Origin of the sequence: Streptomyces sp. GbtcB7, assembly GCF_019091445.1 — a bacterium.
GTDB classification, from domain to species: Bacteria; Actinomycetota; Actinomycetes; order Streptomycetales; family Streptomycetaceae; genus Streptomyces; species Streptomyces mirabilis.
On the sequence record NZ_JAGXJM010000005.1, the window covers coordinates 55606 to 79765 of the forward strand.

Genomic DNA, 24160 nt, shown 5'->3' on the forward strand with positions numbered 1-24160 from the left:
TACGTCGGTGGGCCGGGACGACTACCAGCAAGTGAGCCGAAAGCCGGTGAAGTCGGCCGTGAACGCCGCGTCCACCAGATCCACGGCATGGATGCCGGCCATCGACCCGGTGAAACGGAGCTTGGAGCCGTGGTCGTCGGAGAGCTTGCCGAAGTCCAACGGCTCCCCGACGGCCGTACGGACCCCGTCCCGCACGTGCCAGAACCGTGCCGTGACCCCGACGACCGTCACCCCCAGCGTGACCGGCGCCTCTGCGTCCACGTCCACGACGGTCACCGACCGGGTGCTCGCCTCGTCGCGCTCCGTCAGTCTGAGCACCGTACGGCCGGCGCCCCGCCACTGCTGGCCGTGCTGCCCTTCACCGTCCGGCTCCGCCCAGGTCAGGTCCAGGCTCAGATAGGCCTCGGCGTTGTACCGGAGGACCAGGCCGGCAGTCTGTGTGAAGGTCCCCGGCAGTGCCTCGACGGTGACCTCGGCCTCCGCGCGGCGCTCGGTGATCCGCTGGGCCAGCAGGCTGTGCGCCCACCGCGACTCGGGCCCGTGCCGGCCGCGCAGCCGGATCCAGCCGGGGCGGGTGGTGACGTCAGCCCACGAGGGATCGGGGGCGGCGCGCAGCGTGCTCCACGGCCACCCCAACTCCTCGTCGAGCGTGGCCACTTGCGTGTGAGGCCGGGTCGGTGCGTCGACCTCGACCGCAGGATGATGACCCCCGTGCATCAACCTGGGCCAGCCCTCCGCGTCCCATGTCACCGTCTGGATCGCCGTCTCACGGCCGAGTGTGCAGCGCGGGCCGTCGGGCGTGTGCAGCGGACGGGACGCCAGATGGCTCAACACCCAGTCCCCACCCGGAGTTTGGACCAGCTCTCCGTGGCCCGCCTTCTGCAACGGCAGCGAAGGGTCGTCCCGTGACGTCAGCAGCGGCCGGTCGTCGAGCTCGTACGCTCCGGTCAGCGCGCGGCTGCGCGCCACTCGTACGCCGTGCTCGAACCCCGTGCCGCCCTCCGCCAGCACCAGGAGGAACCAGCCGTCCCGCCACAGCAACTTCGGCCCCTCGACGAGCCGTTCATGCTGGAGCAGCAAGTGGGTACCGCCGACTGGGCTCAGCGTCTCCCGGTCCAACTCGGTCAGGATGATCCCGGCGAACCGGCGTCCACCCGGTCGGTGGTCGTTCTGCAGGTTGAGCAGCCAGAGCCGGCCCTCGTGAGGGAAGAGCGCGGGGTCGAAGCCGTGGCTCGCGACCCGTCGCGGCGCCGACCACTTGCCGCCCACCTCGGTGGCCGTACTGACGTACGTGTCCGTGTCGAAGTACGGCGTCCCGACCGACCGCACGACCGCGTACACCACCCAGAACCGCTCGCCGTCCCAGCTCAGCGAGGGCGCCCAGATGCCGCCCGAGTCGGGCACCCCGGCCAGGGAGTCACCGGGGGCGGCGCCGCGCACATGGCCGGCGTACTCCCAGTGGGCGAGGTCGCGGGAGCGGTGGATCGGGATGGTCGGGAACCACTCGAAGGAACTCGTCGCCACGTAGTACCAGTCGCCGACCCGGACCAGGGAGGGGTCCGGTGCGAAGCCGCGGATGACGGGGTTGTGCAGCATCGTCACTTCAAAGCTCCATCATGTCCTGAAGGTTGGTCACTTGAGGGCTCCCAGGGTGACGCCGGTGCGCCAGTAGCGGCGCATCGCGACCATCATGATCGCCATCGGGACGATGGAGAGCAGGGCGCCGGTCAGGACGAGGCTGGTCAGGTCGACGCCGGACTCGAGGCGTTTGCCGGACCAGTTGTACAGGCCGATGTTGAGGGTCCAGTTCTCCTCGCCGCGCAGGACGGTGAGGGGCAGGAAGAAGGCGTTCCAGGTGTTGACGAAGGCCAGCAGGAAGACGGTCGCGCCACCCGTCGTCATCATCCGCAGCACGATGCTGAAGAAGATGCGCAGCTCGCCGGCGCCGTCGATACGGGCCGCTTCGAGGAGCTCGTACGGGATGGTGGACTCGGTGTAGACCTTCGCGAGGTACACGCTGAACGGGTTGATCAGGCAGGGGATCAGCATCGCCCAGGGCGTGTCCACCAGGCCGATCTGCGAGAACAGCAGGTACAGGGGGAGGGTGAGCAGCGCGATCGGGATCAGGAACGAGCCGACCACGCACGCGAACACCAGGTTGCGGCCCGGGAACTGGAAGCGGGCGAGGCCGTAGCCGGTCGCCAGGGCGAGCAGCGTGCCGCCGAGGGAGCCGACTCCGGCGTACAGGAGCGAGTTGGCGGTCCAGCGCAGGAAGATGCCGTGCTCGTAGCTGAACAGCTGGTGCAGGTTGTCCCAGAGGTGCCAGCCGGAGAACCACAGGCCGTTGCTCTGGTAGAGGCCGACACGGTCCTTGGTGGCGGAGACCGTCAGCCACCACACCGGGAAGAGGCTGTACATGCTGGCCAGGGCCAGGCCGACGAGGAGGAAGCGCTGGCCGCCGCGGGTGCGGGAGGTGGGATCGGGGCGGGTCAGGCGGCGCACGGTGTGCGGCTTGGCGCGCTCTTCGGTGAGCGTCATGCGTCGGCCTCCTTCGAGGTCAGCCGGTAGAAGAGGAAGGAGGCGATGCCGAGGATCAGGGCGAGCAGGACCGAAAGGGCGGCAGCGTAGTGGTAGTTGCCGGCGTTGAAGGCCTGGTTGTAGATGATCATGATCGGGGTGAAGCTGTCGCTGACCGTCTGTGGCGTGATGTTCCGGAACAGGGCGGCCTCGTTGAAGATCTGCAGCATCTGGATGATCGACAGCATGCCGGTGAGCACCAACGCGCCCCGCACGAAGGGGATTTTGATGCTCAGGGCGATGCGGCTTTCGGAAGCGCCGTCGAGGCGGGCGGCCTCGAACAGCTCACGCGGGACGCCCTGGAGCGCCGAGTAGATGATCACCATGTTGTAGCCGACCCCGTGCCAGGTGAGCAGGTTGCCGATGGACGGCCAGACCATGGATGGGGCGAAGAAGTTCCAGTCGAAGCCGAAGACCCTGCCGAGCGGGGTCAGCGGGCCGACGTCCGGGCTGTAGAGGTTGATCCACACGAGGGCGGCGACCACCCCGGGGATCATGTACGGCACCAGGAGGAGGATGCGGAAGCGGCCCGCGGTCTTGGAGGTCAACGCGTCCAGGAACAGGGCCAGTACGAGGCTGATCAGCAGCATCACCGGGATCTGGACGCAGGCGAACAGCACGACTCGGAAAACCGAGCCCATGAACGCCGAGTCGGTCAGGCCCTGTTGGTAGTTGTCCAGCCCGGAGAACTTGTCCGTGGTGCCGCCGAGACCGAGGCCGGACGACTGCGAGCGGTACAGCGACTGGTAGATCGCGTACCCGATCGGAAGCAGGTACAGGAAGACGAAGCCGAGCTGGAAGGGCACCGTGAAGGCGGCGCCCTTCCAACGCAGGGAGCGGGTCATCGGTTCTCGCCCTCAGTCCTCTAGCCCTTGGCGCTGATGCCGCGGGACTTCAGGTCCTTGACCGTCCACTGCTGCATGTGCGCGAGCAGGTCGGTGACCTTCTCCTGCTTGTTGACGACCTTGGCCCAACCGGCCTGCATCTCCGTGAACATGGCGGTCCAGTCCGGGCCGAAGGTCCAGTCGGTGGTCACCGTGTTCAGGCTGTCGATCACGACCTTCTGAGCGGGCTGGTAGTTCTTGCCGAGCAGCTTGTCGGAGATCGCGTCGCCGACGTAGGAGTTGCTGTCCGCGAGTGCGGGCATCACGCCGTTACCGGTCGTGGGGCTCGCCATCGTCTTGACCGCGCCGGTGTTGGTGGACATCCACAGCGCGGCTTCGGCGGCCTGCTTCGTTTCCTTGCACTGCTTCGTCACCAGCGTCACGCTGCTGGTGAGGTTGGTGCCGGCCGGGGTCTTGGCGGCCTCGCGGGTGTACGTCGGCCAGGGGGAGAGCGCCCACTTCCCGAAGGACTTGGTGAAGTTCTGCACCATGCCGGCCATCTGCCAGGTGGAGATCTGCCGGGTCGCCGTGCCGCCGTTGTCGTAGTTGCGCTGCACGGCCGCGTAGTCGGCGAAGGAGAGCTTGGAGTTCAGGTCGTTGTCGATGATCTCCTGGATCACCTTGGCGGCCTTCAGGGTGCCCGCGTCCTGGAAGTCCACCTTCCAGGAGTTGCCGTCGATCGAGTACCAATGGGCGCCGGCCTGCATGGCCAGCACCTCCAGGGTGCTCGGGTCCTCACCGGCGAAGTTGGTTATCTTGATGCCGTGCTTCTTCAGGACCTTGCCGGCGGCGATGAAGTCGTCCCAGGTGGTGGGGGGCTTGATGCCGTACTTCTGGAAGATGTCGGTGCGGTAGACGGTGAAGTTGGGGGCTGAGCTGGTGGGGACGCCGTAGCTCTTGCCCTGAACCTGCGCGCTCGCCCAGGAACCGGCGTTGAACTTGTCCTTGGATGCGGAGACGTACTGCGAGATGTCGGCGAGCGCGCCCTGCGCGACCCAGCTGGTCACGTACTCGGCGGTGTTCTGCACCAGGCAGGGCGCGTTGCCCGCCTTCACCGCGTTGGTCAGCTGCTTCTGCATGGTCAACTGGTCGGTGACCTTGGTGTACTTCAGCTTGACGTCCTTGTGCGCGGCGTTGAACGCCTTGACGACGGCGTCCTGGCCGTTGGCCCAGCCCCAGAAGGGGAGGGTGACCGGGCCGGACGACTTGGCGTCGTCCCCCGAGTTCGATCCGCCGCAGGCGGAGAGCAGACCCGTCAGCGCGACAGAGGCGACGGCGACGTGGGCGAACCTTCTCCGGGAGCTGATGAAGTTCATCTGACCGTGATCCTTAGGGGATTGGGCGTTCTCAGAAGGAGAGGACGGAGGCTCGGGGCATTGGCCAGAACGGCGGCCGGACAACCATCGGCTCGCGGTTGCGGGGAACCGGCCAAGCGGAAGCTGTAGAAACCGGTTGCCGAGACGGTAGGCCGAGGGGTGTGGCGGTAGCAAGAGGTATGCCGCAACTAATTGCGTCACGTTGGGAAATGTGCTGGTAGCCGCTGGAAAACGGTTACGAAACGATCGCCTTCCTTGTGGCGCGGTCGGGATGCTGCGGCGGGTGCGGCGCAGTCGGTGCGCGTAGTCAGCGCCTCGTGGGCGGTGGCTGCACGGAGTTGCGTACGACGACATGGGTGCCCAGCACTAGGTGGTCGCCGTCGGCGCTCCTACGGCGGGCGGCGTCGCCCTCACGCCGGTCCGCCACCGCGCGCAGGGCGACGCGGCCCATCTCCTCGTACGGCACGTGCACGGTGGTCAGTTGGGGCGTGAGCTGGGAGGCGAGCGGGATGTCGTCGTAGCCGACGATCGAGACGTCCTCGGGGACGCGTAGGCCGGCAGCGCGCAGGGCCTGCATCGCGCCGGCGGCCACCACGTCCGTTCCCGCAAGGACGGCCGTGAAGTCCAGTATCTCGTGCAGCGCGGCCTCGACGGCGCCGTAACCGTGCTCGTCGTCGTACGGTCCGTGCCGCACCAGGCCCTGTTCGAAGGGGACGCCGTACGCCTCGAAGGCGCGTCGGGCACCTCTCAACCTGCCCTGAGCCGTGGTGAGTTCGGCGGGACCGGGGAGGATCAGGACCCTGCGATGGCCGGCCGACAGGAGGTGGCTGGCCATCGCGTAGGCGCCGCCCTCGTTGTCGTAGTCGACCGTGGTGGCGGGGACGTCGCCCTCGAGAGGCGGCCTGCCGACCAGGACCAGACGGGAGCCGGCCGCGTCCAGGGAACGGGCGAAACGGGCCATCCGGAGCTGGTACTCGTCGTAGTCGTAGGCACCGCCCAGCAGGACGACCGCCGCTACGCCCTGCTGGCGCATGAGGTTGACCAGGGCGAGTTCGCGCTCCGGGTCGTCGCCGGTGGTGCCGACCAGGGACAGCCAGCCGCGGAGCGTCGCGGCGCCCTCGACCCCCTTCGCCACGTGGGCGAACGCGGCGCCGGTGATGTTGTTGATGAGGATGGCGACGGTCGGTGTGCCGCCACCGGCGAGGGAGCGGGCGTGGGCGTTGGTGACGTAGTCCAGGTCCCCGACGACCTTCATCACCCGGCGGCGCAGGTCGTCGGAGACCGGGTAGTTGCCGGAGAGGACGCGGGAGACGCTGGCCACGGAGACGCCGGCCTGTTCCGCTACGTCGCGGATGGTGGCCCGGGTTGTGTCACTGGAGGGCTTGCGGTGACTCACCGGGGCTCCTTAGTGGGTGGTTGCAGGAACCGTATCCCAAGTTGTTTCCTCCGGTGCCGGGTGCCGGGGTGTGGAGGGCGGGGGTGTGGGAGGTGGCGAAGGCCTTGTAGCCGGGGTGCTGAATGTTTGGCTCTGTCGCCTTCGGGGGCGGTGTCGTAGGCATGGTGGAGGTTGGTGGGCTCTTGCCGTTGCAGTCATGCCACGTGGGCCATGTCTGCGTGCCGCACCTCGTGCGTCAGGGGGTCTCCGGACGCCAGGTGCTCCAGTTCCTCGGCGACGATGCGGCCGAGGCGCTCCAGCTCGTTGCCCAGTGAGCCGGCGATGTGTGGTGTGAGGAACACGTTGGGGAGTCGGTAGAAGGGCGAGCCCGGGGGGAGGGGCTCCGGTTCGGTCACGTCGAGGATCGCGTGCAGGCGGCCCGATACCAGTTCGTCGGTGAGGGCGTCCGGGTCGACCAGGGCGCCCCGGGAGGTGTTGATCAGGACGCCGCCGTCGCGGATGAGGGCCAGCCGGGGCGCGTCGAGCATGCGGTAGGTCTCGGGGATGTCCGGGGCGTGCAGGGACACGACGTCGCTGTGTCTCAACAGGTCGTCCAGCGGGAGGAGTTCGGCGCCCAGGGCGGCCGCCTCGGCGGGGCTGACGTACGGGTCGTGCAGCAGCACCGTGAAGTCGAAGGGGCGCAGTAGTTCCAGGAGGCGGCGGCCTACGCGGGAGGCGCCGATGACGCCGATGCGGCGGCCCACGTTGCCGGTGTGCGCGGTCTCGGCGCTGGTCGGATAGGCGTGGGTGGAGCGGAAGCGCTCGCGGTGGGCGAAGGTGTCCTTTCCGGCGAGCAGGATCATCGCGAGGGTGTACTCGGCGACCGGGACCGCGTTGCCGGTGACGGCGCTGGAAACCGTGATCCCGCGTTCCCACACGGGCTCGCCGACCAAGGAGCGGACCGAGCCCGCGGCGTGCAGGACCGTGCGCAGGCGGGGGGCGGCGGTCAGGAGTGTCTCGTCCAGGTGGGGGCAGCCCCAGCCGGTGATCAGTACCTCGGCCTCGGCGAGGGCCTTCGCTGCCGACGGGTCGGTGAAGTCCCTTACGACGAGGGCCGGGTCGAGGTCGGACGCCTGCTTCAGCCGGGCCATGAGGGGCGGCGGGAAGAGCAGGGGGAGGTGCACCGGGTCCATCGCGAACACGGCCCTTGGGGGGTGAGGGTTGGGCATGGCTCTCCTGACGCGCTGAATGACATGGGGGAGAAGCAGTGGATGGGCAGTGCAGTAACTGTTTCAGAAAGCGTCTTCTACCGTAGATCTCTCGAGAAGCGGCGGTCAATGGGAAAAGCAACCGGTTGTCTAGTTGACCAGGAACGTAGGCACTCCAACCCCCTTCCGCCGGGTCGGCCCACAGTTTTCGAAAGTTGGTCAGGCCTCTTGACGTGCCGTCCTCCCCGACGGAAGCTCCCTCCACCGCCTGTAGCAACCGGTTCCCGAAGCACGCACGCCGCACCACCTCGCTCGCCGCGTGCTCGTGTCCCGTCATCCATCTCAGCGAAGAGAGTGGGTAGTTCATGCACTCCCAGGCCGGTTCTCCCGTGAGCCGCCGCCGCCTTCTCGCCCTCTCGGCAGCCGGCGCCGCGGCCGGTGCGGCGTCATTGGGCGGCTGTGCGATGCAGGTCTCCACCGGGGTCAGCGGCTCCGGCGAGACCGTCACGTTGATGGCCAAGGCCGATGACCTCTCCCCGGAATTGATCAAGCAGGCCCAGAAGGACATCGGCATCAAGATCGTCAGGGTCGACTACAGCATCAGCAAGCTGGTCGCGATGATGACCAACGGTGAGCCGCCGGATCTGGTGCGCGGTGTCGGCGCCACGGACGCGCCGTACTTCGCGGCGCGCGACGTGATGGAGGAGCTGGATCCGTACTTCGCCAGGAGCAGCGTCCTCAAGCTCGACGACCTGGACCCGGTCAACGACCTGTGGCGCTACGACGGCCACACCCAGGGCAAGGGCCCGCGCTACGGCATGGCGAAGGACTTCTCCCAGGACTCCATGTACTGGTACAACACCGCGCTCTTCGACAAGGTGGGGGTCGACTACCCGCCGGAGCTCGAGCCGGTCACGTTCGAGGAGTGGCTGGACAGCGCCAAGCGGCTCACGCGGCGCAAGAACGGCCAGACGGCCGTCTTCGGCGGAAGCTACAACGGCGTGCTCACCCCCAACCTCCTGGTGAGCCTGACCGTGTCCGCCGGAGGAAGTCTGTTCAGCGACGACTACACCCGGGTCGACTTCACCACTCCCGAGGCCCGCAAGGCGCTCGGCTGGTACATCGACTACGGCAGGACCAAGGTCGGGCCCAGCATCGTCCAGCCCGACCCCAACGCCTGGGACGGCCCCACCTACCAGGCGAACCGGATGGCCATGTCGGGCAACGGTTACTGGCTCGGCGGCCTGATCAACGCCGACAAGAAGCTGGCGCCGCTCTCCCGTCTGGCCCCCGCTCCGGTCTTCCCGGGCGGCAGACGGGTCAGCCCCTGCCAGGCAGGCACCGGCCTGTGGATGCCGAGGAAGGGACGGAACAAGGACGCAGCCTGGCGGGTCTTCGAGTGGTTCTTCGGCGAGGCACCGGCCAAGGCCCGCGCCTCCAGCGGCTGGGGCATCCCCACGCTGAAGTCGCTGCGCTCGCTGATGCCGGCCCAGGAGGACTACCAGAAGCGGGAGCTGAAGGTACAGGAGGCCGAGCTGAAGCACTTCTCGGTGATCGCCTTCACCCCCTACGCCACGGCGGACTCCCTCTACGCCCTCTTCAACCAGATCGCGCCAGCAGCGATGAACGGCGGGATGTCCATCGACACCCTGGCGCGGCGGCTGAACTCGGCCATGAACGAGCAGCTCAAGCGTGGTAAGGAGCAGGTGGGATGACGGCCGACCAGATGTCCTCGGTCGCGACGCGGCCCGACTCGGCCGCGACCGCCGACCGCATACGGACCGCGGACCGTCCGCGGTCCTCGATGACCTCGCGCAGGCACCGGGCGTTCTACATGTTCGCCTCGCCCTGGATCATCGGTTTCCTGCTGCTGACCATCTTCCCGATGGCATACGCGCTGTGGCTGAGCTTCACCACGTTCGACGGCATCTCGCCGAACTGGCGGTACGTCGGCCTCGGCAACTATCGCGAGCTGTTCTCGGACTCGCAGACCTGGGACGCCCTGCGCCGCACGGGCCTGTTCGCGGTGACCTCGGTGCCGCTGTCGATCATCGCCGGACTGGGGCTCGCGGTCCTGGTCAACCGGCCCATCAGGGCACGCGGCCTGTTCCGCACGCTGCTCTATCTGCCGGCCGTGGTGCCGCCGGTGGGCGCGGCCCTCGCCTTCAAGCAGCTCTTCGACCAGAACTCCGGTGCCGCCAACGGGGTCCTGAACATCTTCGGCATCAACGCCCTCGGCTGGCTCGCCGACCCCTACGCACGTTACGTGCTGCTGATGGCGGTGCTCTGGGGCGCCGGAAACATCATGATCATCTCGTTGGCCGGGCTCCAGGACATCCCCCGCGAGCTCCGCGAGGCCGCCCGCATCGACGGCGCGAGCGCCTGGCGCAGCTTCCGCAGCATCACCGTGCCACTGCTGTCCCCGGTTCTGCTCTTCCAGACCGTGACCGGCGTGATCGCCTCGGTGCAGACCATCCTGCCGCTGCTGCTGTCGCCCGACGCCACCTTGGGCGGCGCCACCGCGATCCCGCAGTCCAACTACCAGTACATGATGCACGTGCTCGTGGAGTACTTCGCGTTCGGCCGCTACGGCTACGCCTCCGCGCTGCTGTGGGTGCTCTTCGTCCTGATCCTCATCGCCACCGGGCTCATCTTCAAGTTCACGTCCGGCGTGGTGTTCTACAACGTCGACCCGGAGGCGCAGAAGTGACCGCCACCAGTCTGCCCCCCAAGTCCGCACCCCGCATACGGGTCAACCGCCTCGTCCTCTACACCGTCCTCGTGGCTCTCACCGGGCTGTTCCTCGGTCCTTTCGGCTGGCTGGTCATCAGCGGCCTGAAGACCCCGGCCGAACTGGCCGCCTCACCCGTGCACTGGCTGCCCACACACATCCAGTGGCACAACTTCGCCGACGCCTACCACCTCATCGACTTCCTCGGCTACGCCCGCAACTCCCTGATCATCGCCACCATTTACGCCACCCTCGTCACCCTCAGCTCCGCCTGGGTCGGCTTCGGATTCGCCCGACTGACCGCACCGGGCAAGAAAACGCTGTTCGGTATCCTGCTCGGCTCGATGATGCTGCCGCAGATGATCACCCTGCTGCCGACCTACCTGGTCTTCGCGAGGCTCGGCATGGTCGACACGTACTGGCCGTGGGTGCTGTGGGGACTGGCGTCCGCGCCGTATCTCGTCTTCCTCTTCCGGCAGTTCTTCGCAGGGCTGCCCCGCGAGCTGGAGGAGGCCGCGATCGTCGACGGCTGCGGCTACGCCGGGATCTTCTGGCGGATCTTCCTGCCTCAGTCCTGGCCGGTCCTCGCCGCGAGCTTCGTGATCGCCTTCACCTGGACCTGGGGTGACTACATCGCCCCGCAACTGCTCCTGTCCAGCGACCGCACCACCCTCGCGGTCGCCCTCATGACCACCTATGTCAACGGGGCCGGGGTGCCCGTCACCAACCTCCAGGCCGCCGCCTCCGTGATGTACGTCGTCCCCATCCTGCTGATCTTCCTCGTCGCCCAGCGCGGTTTCGTCGCCGGGGTGGCGACCTCCGGTCTCAAGTGACCCGCCTCGAGTGCCCTGTCTCCAGTGACCTTCCGTATCTCTCATCCCTCCCCTGTACTTCGCAAGGAGCCGAGTATGACCCCGTCTTTGTCACGCCGCGGTGCCCTCCAGGCGGCCGGCGCCACCGTGCTCGCCGCCGGCCTCACCAATCTGACGGCCACGGCCGCCCGAGCCGACGACGACAGCTCCAAGCCGACGCTGGTCACCTACCCGCTCCCGTCCGGCATGCCCACCAACACCAGCTTCAAGGTGCGGGTGCGCACCGCCCCCGACGGCGACTGGCAGACCCTCGACATCTACCGGCCGCAGCTGGAGGAGATCAACGCCACCACCGGCTCCGGCAAGGTCTACAACTCCTCGATGGTGTACTTCGACTTCCGCGGCGACGTCGAGCTGGAGGTCACCTACCTCAAGGGCGGCACCACCAAGGCCCGGGTGAGACCGGACTCGTACGGCCTCACGCCCGAACTCCTCGGCGACACCCTGCGGTTCACCCTGGACGAGCCGAAGGACGTCGTCGTCCAGATCAACGACGAGATCTTCGACTGTCTGCACATCATCACCAACCGCGTCGACAACAAGGCGCCCGCCGAGGACGACCCGGACGTCATCTACTTCGGCCCCGGCGTGCACACCGTAACCGGCAACGTCCTCAACGTGCCCAGCGGCAAGACGGTCTACCTGGCGGGCGGCGCCGTCCTGACCGCCCAGGTGTACTTCAAGGACGTCGAGAAGGCCGAGATCAGGGGACACGGCGTGATCGCCAGTCCCTCCAACGGCATCCTCGTCGAGGGCAGCCGGAACATCAGTGCCGAGGGTGTCATCGTCCTCAACCCGAGGGGCGGCTACGTCTCCACCATCGGCCAGAGCGAGAAGGTCCACTACCAGAAGGTCCGCGGGTTCAGCTCGCGCGGCAACGGCGACGGCATCGACATCTTCTCCTCCCAGGGCGTCACCCTCGACGGCTGTTTCCTGCGCAACTCCGACGACTGCATCGCGGTCTACGCCCACCGCTGGGACTACTACGGCGACACCAAGAACATCACCATCAAGAACTGCACCCTGTGGGCCGACGTCGCCCATCCCATCAACGTCGGCACGCACGGCAACACCGACGCTCCCGAGACGATCGAGAACCTGGTCATCAGGAACATCGACATCCTCGACCACCGCGAACCCCAGATGAACTACCAGGGCTGCATCGCCCTCAACGTCGGCGACTCGAACCTGCTGAAGACCGTGCGGATCGAGGACGTGCGGATCGAGGACTTCCGCTGGGGCCAGGTCATCTACATGAAGGTCATGTACAACACGAAGTACAACACCTCGGTCGGCCGCGGTATCCAGGACGTCTACGTCAAGAACCTCAGCTACACGGGCACCCACGCCAACCCGTCGCTCTTCCTCGGCTACGACGCCGACCACGCCATCGACAACGTCACGTTCGAGAACCTCGTGATCAACGGCATGGTCATCGCCGACTCGATGAAGAAGCCGAAGTGGTACTACACCACGGACGCGATCCAGTGGTACTACAACGAGCACGTGACGAACCTGAAGTTCCTCACGACCGCCGAGGCCGAGGCGGCCGCCGCGTCATGACGACCCCCGCCACCAGCCGCCGGGGCTTCCTCGGCGGCACGGCGGCCCTGCTGCTGGCCTCGGGCATGAGCGGACTGCTCCTGCCCCACGCCGCGCAAGCCGCCGAGAGCGCCACCGGCACCAGAGCCTTCACCCACCCCGGGCTCCTGCACACCGCCGCCGACCTCGCCCGTATGAAAGCGGCCGTGGCGGCCAAGCAGTCCCCGGTCTACGACGGCTACCTGGCCCTCGCGGCCCACGCCCGCTCCCAGTCGACGTACACGATCCAGAACACGGGCCAGATCACCTCCTGGGGCCGCGGTCCCACCAACTTCCAGAACCAGGCCGTCGCCGACTCGGCCGCCGCCTACCAGAACGCCCTGCTGTGGGCCGTCACCGGCGACACCGCGCACGCCGACAAGGCCCGCGACATCCTCAACGCCTGGTCGGCCTCGCTCACCACGGTCACCGGTGCCGACGGCCCGCTGGGCGCGGGCCTGCAGGCCTTCAAGTTCGTCAACGCGGCCGAGCTGCTGCGGCACGGTGACTACGACGGATGGGCGGACTCGGACGTCGCGCGCTGCGAGCGGTCCTTCCTTGACGTCTGGTATCCGGCAGTCTCCGGTTACATGCTCTACGCCAACGGCAACTGGGACCTGACGGCCCTTCAGACCATCCTGGCCATCGGTGTGTTCTGCGAGGAGCCCGTCCTCTTCGAGGACGCCCTGCGCTTCGCCGCGGCCGGCGCCGGCAACGGCAGCATCATGAACCGCATCGTCACCGACGCGGGACAGGGCCAGGAGTCCGGCCGCGACCAGGGCCACGAACAGCTCGCCGTCGGTCTGACCGGCGACATCGCCCAGGTCGCCTGGAACCAGGGCGTCGACCTGTGGGGCTTCGACGACCATCGCGTCCTCGCCAACTTCGAGTACGACGCCCGCTACAACCTCGGAAACGACGTCCCCTTCACCCCCGACCTCGACCGCACCGGCAAGTACATCAGGACGGCCGTCTCCGCGACCGGCCGCGGCACCCTCCCACCGATCTACGAGATGGCCTACGCCCACTACACCGGAGTCCGCGGCCTCGACGCCCCGTACACCAAGGCCGCCGTCTTCCGCGGTACGGGTGGCGCCCGCGTCGTCGAGGGCAGCAACGACGACCTGCCCAGTTGGGGCACCTTCGCGTACGCTGGCACGACGGCCCCCGCGGCGAGCGTGCCAACGGCTCCGGCGGGCGTCACGGTGGTGGGCAACTCCCGGCTCATCAACGTGAGTTGGCTGCCCTCCGCGTGGGCGAGCACGTACACCGTCCGCCGGGCCACCAAGCCCGAGGGCCCGTACGAGGAGATCGCCCGGGGCCTCGACAAGCCGACGTACACCGACGCTGACACGCGCCCGGGGCGGACGTACCACTACACGGTCACTGCCCTCAACTCGCTGGGCAACAGCGGTGATTCAAGCACCGCTTCCGCCACCGCGGGCCTTCCGGACCCCTGGTCCACCCAGGACCTCGGCACCGTGCGGATCCCCGGTTCCGCGGCCTTCGACGGCGAGCGCTTCGTCCTGGAGGCGAGCGGCACCGCCGACACCTGCCGCCTCGCCCACCTTCCCCTGCGCGGCGACGGGACGGTAACCGCGCGGATCGTGTGGCCGCTCAGCTCGCAGTACTCCAAGATCGGCGTCACCGTCCGGGCCTCCCTCGACGCGGACGCGGCCCACGCCGCCATGCTGATCCAGGGGCTGCCGCTGCACACCTGGAGCGGCGTGTGGAGCGTGCGGTCGGCGGCCGGGGCGGCCATCTCCGCCACCGGGAGCACGCCCGTGCCGCGCGCCCAGCAGGACGCGATCACGGTGAACGCGGCCTTCCCGATCTCCGGTCTCGGCACGCTGCCCGAATCCGCGACCCCGCTCGAGGCCCCCTACGTCGAGGGCGCCGGCGACGGCTACCGGCTACGGGCGCCGTACTGGGTCCGGGTGACCAGGAAGGGTCGCCGCTGCACGGGGGCGATCTCCCCGGACGGCATCCGCTGGACCGAAGTCGGCTCCACCGAGGTCGAGTTGGGGCGCACCGCGTACGCCGGGCTCGTCCTCTCCTCCTGCCTCGGCGTCGACGAGGACTACGCCGAGACCGGCACCGGCGCCTTCGACAACGTCACCGTGACCTCGTCCGCTTCCGGAGAGGTGTGGTCCGTGCGGCGTCCCGCCGGTGCCGCCACCGGTCTGCGGGCCGCCACCGGTGCCGACGCCGTAGAGCTGACCTGGACCGACCCGGACCCCTCGGCCCGCTTCAAGGTGCTGCGCGCCACGGGCGTCGACGGCCCTTACCACACCCTCGCGACCGGTATCGGCCCCGTCGGCTTCGGCACCCGCATCCGGTACGCGGATGCCACGGGCGCCCCCGGAACGCCGTACCACTACGTCGTCGCGAAGACGAACGCCGGTGGGCGTGGCCCGCTCTCGGAACCGTCGGCCGCCCAGATGCCCAGCCCGACGACGCCCCAACTCACGTCTGCGCCAACGGTGTTCGCGAACAAGGGCGTCCCCTTCCAGCACCTCCTGCGCGCCACGCACGAGCCCGTACGCTTCAGTGCGGACGGCCTCCCCGACGGCCTGCGCATCGACAGGCGCACCGGCCTGATCTCCGGAACGCCGAACAACGCAGGGGAGTTCACCGTCTCCACCACCGCGGGAAACGCGACCGGTGACGGCACCGCCACCCTCACCCTCACCGTCGGCACACCCCCGCCCGCCCCTTGGACCTACGGCGACCTCGGCGACGTGATCCTCGACGACCGCGCCTACGGGACGCTCGGCGTGGTCGCGATCCGTACCCCGGGCAGCACGTCGTACGAGGACGGGGCGTTCACGGTGCGTGGCGCGGGCGTCGATCTGACCGTCAACGGCCAAGGCATGACAGGCCAGTTCGTACGGCAGCCGGTAACCGGCGACTGCACCGTCACCGCCCGGCTGGTCTCCCGCACCGGCGCCACCGCCGACCGGGTGGGCCTGTTGATGGCCAAGTCGCTGTCGCCCTTCGACCAGGCCGCCGGAGTGATCGTCACCGGCGGGACCAGCGCGCAGCTGATGTTGCGCAAGACCGTCGCCGGTGCTTCCGCCTTCTCCGGCACCGCGACCGGCACCTCCATCCGACTCCCCCTACTGCTGCGGCTGAAGCGCACCGGGACCGCCTTCGCCGCGACCGTCTCCACCGACGGCGCCACCTGGACCGACCTCGCCTCCGGCGAGATCCCCGGTTTCGGTGACGCCTCCTACCACGTGGGCCTGGTGGTCTGCTCGCGCAACCCGCTGGCCCTCGGCACCACCGAGTTCGACGAGGTGAGAATCAACCCCGACTGATCCCCCCACGGATTGGAGTCGCACCGAAATGAGCCGCATCTCCCCCCACCAGCCTTCCGAGAACGACGAGTTGAGCCGCCGAGGTCTACTGAGGACTGCAGGCGGGCTCGGAGCCGCACTCGCCCTCGGAGGGTCCGTGGCCGCGCTGGCGGGCAACACCGCCAGCGCGGCCCCGTCGACCTGGACCCACCCCGGCATGCTGCACAACGCCGGCGACATCAACCGAGCCAAGGTCAGGGTCGCGGCGGGAACCGACCCCTGGCTGTCCGGCTGGAACAAGCTGACCGCCAACTCCCACTCCGCGTCCACCTGGACGAACCGGGCGACCGCGACGATCGTCCGCGGAGGCACCGGACAGAACTACGGCCTGCTCTACAACGACATCGCCGCCGCCTACCAGAACGCACTGCGCTGGAAGGTCGGCGGCACCGAGGCCAACGCCGCATGCGCCGCCAGGATCCTCAACGCCTGGTCGACGACGCTGACCTCGGTCACCGGCAACGCGGACCGCTTCCTCGCCTCCGGTCTCTACGGCTGGCAGTTCGCCAACGCCTGCGAACTGATGCGGGACTACGGCGACTTCGACCTCGCTGCCGCCCAGGAGATGCTGGCCAAGGTCTTCTACCCGCTCAACAACAGCTTCCTGACCAACCACAACGACGCCTGCATCACCAACTACTGGGCCAACTGGGACCTGTGCAACATGGCCGCGATCCTCGCCATCGGGATCCTCAACGAGGACAGCGCCAAGTACGACCAGGCCGTCACCTACTTCAAGTCGGGTGCCGGCAACGGCTCCATCGCGCACGCGGTGCCGTACCTGTACACCGACTCCGCCGGCTACACCCTCGGGCAGTGGCAGGAGTCCGGCCGCGACCAGGGGCACACCGTCATGGGCATGGGCCAGATGGGCGCGATCTGCGAGATGGCCTGGAACCAGGGCGACGACCTGTACTCGTACGACAGCCGCCGCTTCATGAAGGCCGCCCAGTACGTCGCGAAGTACAACCTCGGCAACGACGTGCCCTACACCACCTATACCTGGGGCACCGGGCAGAGCTGCGCCCAGTCGTCCCAGACGGCGATCTCCTCCGCCTCCCGCGGCCAGGTCCGCCCGGTGTGGGCGATGCTCCACTTCCACTACAACCGGCGCATCAACCTGGACGACAAATACATCTCCTCGATGTACTACTCCATCGCTCCCGAGGGTGGGGGAGGTGACTACGGCCCCGACAGCGGCGGCTACGACCAGCTCGGCTTCGGCACGCTGATGTACGCCAAGTGACCGTTTACGCCAAGTAGTCCCCCAATCGCGCTCTGAACCGGAATGCCGGAGCGTTCTGTGATGCTCTGTTGTTACCGGTACACGAGTGCGGTGAGGAGGCTGGTGGGCGTATGACGGCAGCAGTCCGGGCGGGCCCCGTGGTGAGCACGCCGTACGGGGCGGTACGCGGTCGGTACTTGCAGGGGACCGCGGTTTTCCGGGGCATCGCTGTGGCTGCACGGCGGCGCCCTGACCAGGGGTTCCTCCGCCGTGCCGGTGCACGACGGGCGGACGTTGGCGCGGGACGGCGTCGTCTTCGTCTCGGTGAACTACCGGCTCGGGGTCGAGGGCTACGGCCTGTTCCCGGACGCCCCTGTCAACCCCGGCCTGCGCGATCAGCTCGCCGCCCTGCGGTGGGTGCACGAGTCGATCGCGGCCTTCGGGGGTGATCAGGACCGGATCACCCTCGCCGGCCAGTCGGCGGGCGCGATCAGTACCGGCGCCCTGCTGGCCGCCCCGCAGGTGCAGGGGCTGGTACGGCGGGCGGTCCTGCAGAGCGGGCGGCCGGAGGCCTTCGAACGGGACAAGGTGCGGCGGATGGTGCGCCGTATGGCCACCCGGCTGAGGATCCCCGCCACCGCGGTGGCCTTCGCCGAGGTCGACCGTGACCTGCTGCTGCGCACCCAGGCCGACGTCGGCCGGCTCAGCAGCCCGGTGCTCGGCGGCCCCTCCTTCGGCATCGTCGTCGACGGCGACCTCGTCCCGCGCGACCCGCTTCAGGCCCTGGTCGACGGCGACGCGGCGAAGGACGTCGACCTGATGCTGGGCTGGACCAGCGACGAGTACCGCCTCTGGCTCGTCCCCGGCGGCCTCGTCGAGCGCGTCGACCGGCTCGGCGCCGTCGCCCTCGCCGGCGCCATGGCCCGCTGCCACTGCGGCACCGAGGTACCCCGCGGCTACCGCGCCCTCCACCCGGACGCCGGCACCGCCGAGATCGTCGGCCAGATGATCACCGACCGCCTGCTGCGCATCCCGCTGCACCGCCTGGCCGACGTCCGCCCCGACACCTCGCACGTCTACGAGTTCGCCTGGCCCTCCAGCCTCCCCGACCTCGGTGCCTGCCACGCCCTCGAACTCGGCTTCGTCTTCGACACCGGCGACCTACCGGAATCGCGGAAACTGGCCGGCGAGGGCGCCCCGCACGAGCTGGCCGAGGCGATGCACTCGGCGTGGGTGCGGTTCGCCGTCGACGGGGACCCCGGCTGGCAGCGCTGGGACGACACCCATCCGGTGCGGATCATCGACGCGGACCAGCCGCGCACAACCCACGGCCCGCGCGACGCCGAGCTGGCGCTGTGGGCGGCCGACGCCCTCACACCTCCGGAATCCACACCCACATCGGACCCGGACCACGGTTCGCCCACGCGCGGTTCGGAACTGCGGTCAGTCGTACGACGTCTTCGGCTCCCCGGATCCGTCCGTCGGCAGTGACCTTCCGGGGGGAAACCGTTTTCCGTGCGCGTGAGCTCAGGAAACGGGGTGGGTGCCGACAAGGGGGCGGCTACTGCTCAGCTGCCGCCACCGAGTCCCGTACCACCACATGTGTACCCAGCAGCAGGTGCTCGTTCGGAGCCTCCGGGGTGCGGCCCAGGGCCGTGCGGACGGCGAGGCGGCCCAGTTCCTCGTAGGGGACGTGGACGGTGGTGAGGGCCGGGTGCAGATCGCGGGCGAACGGGATGTCGTCGTAACCGGCCAGCGAGACATCGCCCGGAACGTCCAGGCCGGCCTCGTGCAGGGCGGTCAGCGCGCCGGCCGCGACCATGTCGGTGGCGGCGACCACAGCCGTGAACTGCAGCCCCTCCTTGAGGACTTCGCGCATCAGGCGGTGGCCCGAGTCGCGGGTGAAGTCGCCGTGCAGCAGGAGGGCCGGGTCGGGTTCGAGGCCGCGGGCGCGGTGGGCGGCGAGGTAGCCGCGCTCGCGACCCTGGGCGGTGGTGTGGTCGGGCTTGCCGCCGAGGAAGAGGACGCGCCGGTGGCCCTGGGCGAGGACATGGGCGACCAGGGCGTAGGCGCCGCCCTCGTTGTCGTACTCGATGACCGTCACCGGGGCGCCGGTGCCCAGCGGCGGCCGGCCGCACAGCACCAGGCGCGAACCGGCCGACGTCAGCGAGTCGGCCATACGGCGGGTGCGCTCGCGGTACTCGGGGGTGTCGGCGACGCCGCCCACCAGGATTACGGCGGCGGCACGCTGGGCCCGCATCATCTCCACGAACTCCAGCTCGTGCCGTACGTCGCCCTCCGTGCTGCACACCAGGCAGAGATGGCCGAGCCGGGTCGCCTCCCGCTCCACGCCGTACGCCATGTGCGCGAACGACGGCCCGGTGATGTCCTCCAGGACGAACGCGAGCGTGGGCGTGCCGACGCCGGCGATCGCCTTGGCGCGCGCGTCGGCGACGTAGTCCATCTCCCGTACGGCTCGCATCACCCGCGTCCGGGTCGCCGCGCTCACCGGATACACCCCGCCGAGCACCCGCGACACGGTCGACGCGGACACGCCGGCACGCGCCGCGACATCCCGGATCGTGCTCCGGCTGTCGTCCTCGCTCTTCCTCGTCATTCTTGCCTCGCCCCTCTCCCGGGCCTGCGCCCACCCCTCAGGAACGGTGGAAACGGTACGGCAACCGGTTCCCAACGGCGAGGCCAACGCCCCAAAGGGCGCGGGACGGTGTCAATATGCGGCTCCGCCGCGTGGGCGCGACGGTGCGGGGCTGGCCGACCGGGCCCCGGACCTTGATGCGCTCCAGGACCGCCGTGAAGCGGGGGCTGTCGGCCGCCTGGCCGGCGGTGAGGACGAAGGACAGCGGGCGGCAGCGGCGGTCCGCAGACAGGTGCACCTTGCTGGACAACCCGCCGCGTGAACGCCCCAGTTCGGCGGGTCGGAACCGGGCCTTGCGGCGTCGGCGCAGACGCCGTCGCTCCTCGCGGGCGGCCTCCGCCTGCTCGTCCGGCTCGGCTACCGGGGCGTTATGCCCCTTTGGCGAAGCCCCTTTTCCTCGGCGACGGCCTTCTCCAGGGCCTCGAGCAGTTCCGCATCGACCGTCATCCCGGCGGCGTGGTGGTGGGCCCGGGCCACAGTGCCAGAGGTGGAACCGCCCGTAGACCGTGGGCCAGGGCCCGTACCGCTCGAGCATGTCCCGCCACGGACTGCCCGTACGGAACCGCCACATCACACCGTTGACGAGCCTACGCAGTGGTCAGGAATGGGACCGCGCTCGCCCAGCGGCAGCGGCGGTTCGAACACAGTCCACTCGTCGTCCGTGAGATCGCCTCGGGTCATCCCGCCTGTCTACCGTCCCGGCCCGGCCGGGACGGCGAAACAGCCAAACCCGTGATCTCAACTCGGCACTGTCCCTCGGATCGGGCGAGGCGCCCGGTTCGGCATCAATTCACTTGGCCCTGAGAGCCGAGCCGGAGGCATTCGCGTATCCGGATCGTACGAAGGCGACCGGGGCGCGTGCACGCACGGTGCGGTGCTCACCGGGCTCGGATCTCTGCGAGGTTGAACCAGTTCGCTCCACACTGCGACGAGACCATGCCCCTGGTCGGCTGGGCCTCGGCTGTCCCATGGCGATCGACGGCGTCCACGCTCGTATCTGAGCCACGAGCAGCGACCAGCAAGACCCAGTTCGACGCGGCGACGCTGGCCCAGGACCGGAACCGGCCGCACGGCAGCTGGGGCAGGCCGCGCAAGCCGCGGAAAACATAGACCCCACCACCACAAGAGCGATCTACAACTGGAGTACTAATGAGTGGTGAGGTCCAAGGCCTTCGCCGACGGGCCGGGGCGGGTGCGTGCCTCCGGCGGGACGAGGGCGCCGTGTCCCGCACAGCAGACGACCACGGTCTCGACCGGTGCGCCGCAGCCGGCGTGCGTGACCTCCAGGGGCGGGCCCTCCGGATCCGCCGCATGGCGGTCTCCCCACTGCTTGAGGGCGATCATCGCCGGCCACAGCTCCCAGCCCTTGCGGGTGAGCCGGTACTCGTGGCGGGTACGACTGCCGGGCTCGTTGTAGGGGACGCTGTCCAGGATCCCCGCCGCGACGAGCTTGCGCAGCCGGTCCGCGAGCACGCTCTCGGACAGCCCCACGTGCCGGCGGAAGTCGTCGAAGCGCCGTACGCCGTTCATGGCGTCCCGCAGGACCAGCAGCGACCACTTCTCGCCCACCAGGTCGAGAGTCCGCTGGACCGTGCAGTTCTCGGTGCTTGTCTCCAGCCACGTCATGTGGCCATCGTAGGCTGGCTTCGACGTTGACATCCAGACCTCGTGCTGGCTAGCTTCGAATTCCACATCCAGATCATCGAGGGAGAGACATGGGCAGGTCACGCACGTACGACTGGGAGGACCCCGCAGTCTCCGCCGCCGCCGTCGGGCAGTACAGCGGTCTCGACTTCCTCCGCGAGGTGCAGGCCGGACGGCTCCCCGCCGCGCCGATCGCGGCGACCCTCGGGATGACGTTCGAAGAGGTCGAGCACGGCCGGGTCGTCTTCGCCCTCGTCCCGGGCGAGGAGCACTACAACCCGATCGGAAGCGTCCACGGCGGTGTGTACGCCACCCTGCTCGATTCGGCGGCGGGCTGCGCGGTGCAGTCGGTCCTGCCGCAGGGGATGGGGTATACCTCACTCGACCTGAATGTGAAGTTCCTGCGCCCGGTCACCGTGGACACCGGCAAGGTCCGTGCCGTGGGCACCGTCCTCAACAGCGGACGTCGTACCGCCCTCGCGCAGGCCGAGCTCTTCGATTCCGGGAACCGGCTGCTGGCGCACACCACCAGCAGCTGTCTGCTGTTCCCCGTCTGAGCGGCCGCCCGCACAGGAGCACGACGTACGGAAGGCAGGCGGCCATGACGGTGTACGACTACGACCGGCGCCGGACGGGGGTTCTGCTGGTCGATCCGCTGAACGACTTCCTCGCCGACGAGGGCAAGCTCTGGCCGCGCATCGCGGAGGTCGCGCGGGAAGTCGACCTGCGGGCCCATCTGTCCGAACTGGTGTCCACCGCTCGTGAGGTCGGCGTGCCGGTGTTCTACGTTCCGCATCACCGCTGGACACCGGGGTTGTACGAGTCCTTTTCCCACCCGAACCCGTCACAACGCTCCGTGGACAAGCATCAGCTCTTCGCCCAGGACGCGTTCGGCGGGGACTGGTACCCGCCCCTGCGGCCCGAGCCCTCTGACACGGTGGTCGTACAGCACTGGGCCCAGAGCGGGTTCGCCAACACGGACCTGGAGATGCGCCTGCGTCAGCGCGGCGTGGACCACGTGATCGTCATCGGACTGCTCGCGAACACCTGCATCGAGACCACGGCCAAGTACGCGATGGAACTCGGATTCCATGTGTCGCTGGTGACCGACGCCACCGCGGCGTACTCGAGCGAACTCATGAGGGCCGCCCACGAATTGAACGGTCCGACCTTCGCGCATGTCATCACGGACACGAAAAGCGCCGTAGCGGCACTGAAGACATAAGGTCACAGGGTCAGATTTGCAGAGGATGTAGGACCGGCTCTGAGCCGGGCTTCACCGGAAGGATCCACTCATGGACGAGCGCTTCGACGTGGTCGTACTCGGAGCAGGACCGGGCGGCTATGTCGCCGCCATCCGCGCCGCGCAACTCGGCAAGCGGGTCGCGGTCGTCGAGGAGCGGTACTGGGGTGGTGTCTGTCTGAACGTCGGCTGCATCCCCACGAAGGCGCTGCTGCGCAATGCCGAGCTGGCGCACATCTTCACGCGGGAGGCGAAGACCTTCGGCATCAAGGTCGACGGCGAGGTCTCCTTCGACTACGGCGAGGCGTACCGGCGCAGCCGCCGGGTCGCGGACGGCCGTGTCAAGGGCGTCCACTTCCTGATGAAGAAGAACGCGATCACCGAGATCGACGGCCGCGGCACCTTCCTCGACGCCCACACGCTCCAGGTCGCCCTCGCCGACGGCACCACGAAGACGGTCGGATTCGACGACTGCATCATCGCCACGGGCGCCACCCCCAAGTTGCTGCCCGGCACCCGGCGCAGCGACCGTGTCGTCACCTTCGAGGAGCAGATCCTCGCCGAGGAGCTGCCGCGCTCCGTCGTGATCGCGGGCGCCGGGGCCATCGGCATCGAGTTCGCGTACGTCCTGCACAACTACGGCGTGAAGGTCACGGTCGTCGAGTTCCTGGACCGGGTCGCCCCGCTGGAGGACGCGGACGTCTCCGCCGAACTCGCCAAGCAGTACCGGAAGCTGGGCATCGACGTACTCACCTCGACGCGTGTCGAGTCGATCGACGAGTCGGGCCCGCAGGTGCGGGTGACGGTCACCGGCAAGGACGGTGCGCAGAAGGTGCTGGAGGCCGACAAGGTCCTCCAGGCGATCGGCTTCGCGCCGAACGTCACCGGGTACGGCCTGGAGGCCACGGGTGTACGGGTCACCGAGCGCGGCGCGATCGATGTCGACGGCCGCTGCCGTACGTCCGTACCGCACATCTACGCGATCGGGGATGTGACCGCGAAGCTGATGCTCGCGCACAACGCCGAGTCCATGGGGATCATCGCGGCCGAGACGATCGCGGACGCGGAGACCATGGAGCTGGACTATGTGATGATCCCGCGTGCCACGTACTGCCAGCCGCAGATCGCCAGTTTCGGCTACACCGAGGAACAGGCGAAGGAGCGGGGCTACGACGTCAAGGTCGCCAAGTTCCCCTTCACGGCCAACGGCAAGTCGCACGGCCTGGGTGACACGGTCGGCTTCGTGAAGCTGATCAGCGACGCCAAGTACGGCGAGCTCCTCGGTGGGCATCTGATCGGTCCGGACGTGACGGAATTGCTCCCGGAGCTGACGCTGGCGCAGCAGTGGGACCTGACCGTGCACGAGGTCGCCCGCAATGTCCACGCCCACCCGACCCTGGGTGAAGCGGTGAAGGAAGCCGTGCACGGCCTGGCCGGACACATGATCAACTTCTGAGGCGGTATTTTTGCAGTCCAGTGTAAATTAGCT

The 24160-nt window shown here is 68.6% G+C and carries 18 protein-coding genes and 2 pseudogenes; 10 read left to right on the forward strand and 10 right to left on the reverse strand.

Annotation, left to right across the window (positions count from 1 at the left end):
- Positions 1–21 precede the first annotated feature (21 nt).
- The 6 genes from KVT44_RS10585 to KVT44_RS10610 all read right to left on the reverse strand — a co-directional run bounded on the left by KVT44_RS10585 (position 22) and on the right by KVT44_RS10610 (position 7381).
- On the reverse strand, positions 22–1602 hold the full coding sequence (locus KVT44_RS10585) for a family 43 glycosylhydrolase (protein ID WP_217566822.1): 1581 nt from the start codon (positions 1600–1602) through the stop codon (positions 22–24).
- 30 nt (positions 1603–1632) lie between these two features.
- Complete coding sequence (locus KVT44_RS10590) at positions 1633–2538, reverse strand: carbohydrate ABC transporter permease (protein ID WP_190173309.1); 906 nt, start codon at positions 2536–2538, stop codon at positions 1633–1635.
- Positions 2535–3422, reverse strand: coding sequence for a carbohydrate ABC transporter permease (locus KVT44_RS10595; protein WP_217566823.1), 888 nt, complete (start codon positions 3420–3422; stop codon positions 2535–2537). Before KVT44_RS10595 ends, KVT44_RS10590 begins: the two co-directional genes overlap by 4 nt.
- 20 nt (positions 3423–3442) lie before the next feature.
- Entirely contained in the window at positions 3443–4777 is a 1335-nt protein-coding gene (locus tag KVT44_RS10600) for an ABC transporter substrate-binding protein (RefSeq protein ID WP_217566824.1), read from the reverse strand.
- A gap of 307 nt (positions 4778–5084) precedes the next feature.
- The gene (locus KVT44_RS10605; RefSeq protein WP_217566825.1) at positions 5085–6173 is read right to left on the reverse strand and encodes a LacI family DNA-binding transcriptional regulator; all 1089 of its coding nucleotides are present in this window, start codon (positions 6171–6173) and stop codon (positions 5085–5087) included.
- A 194-nt stretch (positions 6174–6367) separates the two neighbouring features.
- The gene (locus tag KVT44_RS10610) at positions 6368–7381 is read right to left on the reverse strand and encodes a hydroxyacid dehydrogenase (protein WP_217566826.1); all 1014 of its coding nucleotides are present in this window, start codon (positions 7379–7381) and stop codon (positions 6368–6370) included.
- A 344-nt stretch (positions 7382–7725) separates the two neighbouring features.
- Between KVT44_RS10610 and KVT44_RS10615 the strand changes: the two genes are divergently transcribed.
- The 7 genes and pseudogenes from KVT44_RS10615 to KVT44_RS10645 form a co-directional block, all read left to right on the forward strand.
- Complete coding sequence (locus KVT44_RS10615) at positions 7726–9075, forward strand: extracellular solute-binding protein (protein ID WP_217566827.1); 1350 nt, start codon at positions 7726–7728, stop codon at positions 9073–9075.
- On the forward strand, positions 9072–10070 hold the full coding sequence (locus tag KVT44_RS10620) for a carbohydrate ABC transporter permease (RefSeq protein ID WP_217566828.1): 999 nt from the start codon (positions 9072–9074) through the stop codon (positions 10068–10070). Before KVT44_RS10615 ends, KVT44_RS10620 begins: the two co-directional genes overlap by 4 nt.
- Positions 10067–10924 (forward strand): carbohydrate ABC transporter permease, encoded by an 858-nt coding sequence (locus tag KVT44_RS10625; protein WP_217566829.1) that lies wholly within the window; start codon positions 10067–10069, stop codon positions 10922–10924. Before KVT44_RS10620 ends, KVT44_RS10625 begins: the two co-directional genes overlap by 4 nt.
- 75 nt (positions 10925–10999) lie before the next feature.
- Positions 11000–12526 carry a glycosyl hydrolase family 28 protein gene (locus tag KVT44_RS10630; RefSeq protein WP_217566830.1) on the forward strand — a complete coding sequence of 509 codons (1527 nt, stop codon included), beginning with the start codon at positions 11000–11002 and terminating at the stop codon, positions 12524–12526.
- Positions 12523–15864, forward strand: coding sequence for an alginate lyase family protein (locus KVT44_RS10635; RefSeq protein ID WP_217566831.1), 3342 nt, complete (start codon positions 12523–12525; stop codon positions 15862–15864). The genes KVT44_RS10630 and KVT44_RS10635 overlap by 4 nt, the downstream gene beginning before the upstream one ends.
- 28 nt (positions 15865–15892) lie before the next feature.
- Positions 15893–17149, forward strand: coding sequence for an alginate lyase family protein (locus KVT44_RS10640; protein WP_217566832.1), 1257 nt, complete (start codon positions 15893–15895; stop codon positions 17147–17149).
- 255 nt (positions 17150–17404) lie between these two features.
- Positions 17405–18352 (forward strand): annotated as a pseudogene (locus KVT44_RS10645) (carboxylesterase family protein); the annotation flags it as partial.
- 148 nt (positions 18353–18500) lie between these two features.
- Here the strand turns inward: KVT44_RS10645 and KVT44_RS61025 are convergent.
- From KVT44_RS61025 to KVT44_RS10660, 4 genes and pseudogenes are all read right to left on the reverse strand, one after another.
- Positions 18501–18659: a hypothetical protein gene (locus tag KVT44_RS61025; protein ID WP_368857587.1), complete on the reverse strand. Its 159-nt coding sequence runs from the start codon at positions 18657–18659 to the stop codon at positions 18501–18503.
- Between the two features lie 30 nt (positions 18660–18689).
- The gene (locus KVT44_RS10650; protein ID WP_099924428.1) at positions 18690–19745 is read right to left on the reverse strand and encodes a LacI family DNA-binding transcriptional regulator; all 1056 of its coding nucleotides are present in this window, start codon (positions 19743–19745) and stop codon (positions 18690–18692) included.
- Positions 19746–20274: 529 nt separating this feature from the next.
- A pseudogene (locus KVT44_RS57955) lies at positions 20275–20465 on the reverse strand (transposase); the annotation flags it as partial.
- Between the two features lie 465 nt (positions 20466–20930).
- On the reverse strand, positions 20931–21410 hold the full coding sequence (locus tag KVT44_RS10660) for a helix-turn-helix domain-containing protein (protein ID WP_217566834.1): 480 nt from the start codon (positions 21408–21410) through the stop codon (positions 20931–20933).
- Between the two features lie 89 nt (positions 21411–21499).
- On the opposite strand from KVT44_RS10660, the gene KVT44_RS10665 reads away from it, so the two are divergent.
- The 3 genes from KVT44_RS10665 (at position 21500) to lpdA (ending at position 24127) form a co-directional block, all read left to right on the forward strand.
- Positions 21500–21985 (forward strand): PaaI family thioesterase, encoded by a 486-nt coding sequence (locus KVT44_RS10665; protein ID WP_067377836.1) that lies wholly within the window; start codon positions 21500–21502, stop codon positions 21983–21985.
- 44 nt (positions 21986–22029) lie between these two features.
- Positions 22030–22653, forward strand: a complete 624-nt coding sequence (locus KVT44_RS10670; RefSeq protein WP_099924432.1) for an isochorismatase family cysteine hydrolase — start codon at positions 22030–22032, stop codon at positions 22651–22653.
- A 70-nt stretch (positions 22654–22723) separates the two neighbouring features.
- Positions 22724–24127: a dihydrolipoyl dehydrogenase gene (lpdA, locus tag KVT44_RS10675; RefSeq protein WP_217566835.1), complete on the forward strand. Its 1404-nt coding sequence runs from the start codon at positions 22724–22726 to the stop codon at positions 24125–24127.
- Positions 24128–24160 lie beyond the last annotated feature (33 nt).

What these genes read in the sequence shown, in the direction of transcription:
- KVT44_RS10590 (WP_190173309.1), bottom strand. Translation starts at nt 2,538, where the DNA reads ATGACGCTCACCGAAGAGCGCGCCAAGCCGCACACCGTGCGCCGCCTG.
- KVT44_RS10595 (WP_217566823.1), bottom strand. Translation starts at nt 3,422, where the DNA reads ATGACCCGCTCCCTGCGTTGGAAGGGCGCCGCCTTCACGGTGCCCTTC.
- KVT44_RS10600 (WP_217566824.1), bottom strand. Translation starts at nt 4,777, where the DNA reads ATGAACTTCATCAGCTCCCGGAGAAGGTTCGCCCACGTCGCCGTCGCC.
- KVT44_RS10610 (WP_217566826.1), bottom strand. Translation starts at nt 7,381, where the DNA reads ATGCCCAACCCTCACCCCCCAAGGGCCGTGTTCGCGATGGACCCGGTG.
- KVT44_RS10615 (WP_217566827.1), top strand. Translation starts at nt 7,726, where the DNA reads ATGCACTCCCAGGCCGGTTCTCCCGTGAGCCGCCGCCGCCTTCTCGCC.
- KVT44_RS10620 (WP_217566828.1), top strand. Translation starts at nt 9,072, where the DNA reads ATGACGGCCGACCAGATGTCCTCGGTCGCGACGCGGCCCGACTCGGCC.
- KVT44_RS10630 (WP_217566830.1), top strand. Translation starts at nt 11,000, where the DNA reads ATGACCCCGTCTTTGTCACGCCGCGGTGCCCTCCAGGCGGCCGGCGCC.
- KVT44_RS10635 (WP_217566831.1), top strand. Translation starts at nt 12,523, where the DNA reads ATGACGACCCCCGCCACCAGCCGCCGGGGCTTCCTCGGCGGCACGGCG.
- KVT44_RS10640 (WP_217566832.1), top strand. Translation starts at nt 15,893, where the DNA reads ATGAGCCGCATCTCCCCCCACCAGCCTTCCGAGAACGACGAGTTGAGC.
- KVT44_RS10650 (WP_099924428.1), bottom strand. Translation starts at nt 19,745, where the DNA reads ATGACGAGGAAGAGCGAGGACGACAGCCGGAGCACGATCCGGGATGTC.
- KVT44_RS10660 (WP_217566834.1), bottom strand. Translation starts at nt 21,410, where the DNA reads ATGACGTGGCTGGAGACAAGCACCGAGAACTGCACGGTCCAGCGGACT.
- KVT44_RS10665 (WP_067377836.1), top strand. Translation starts at nt 21,500, where the DNA reads ATGGGCAGGTCACGCACGTACGACTGGGAGGACCCCGCAGTCTCCGCC.
- KVT44_RS10670 (WP_099924432.1), top strand. Translation starts at nt 22,030, where the DNA reads ATGACGGTGTACGACTACGACCGGCGCCGGACGGGGGTTCTGCTGGTC.
- lpdA (WP_217566835.1), top strand. Translation starts at nt 22,724, where the DNA reads ATGGACGAGCGCTTCGACGTGGTCGTACTCGGAGCAGGACCGGGCGGC.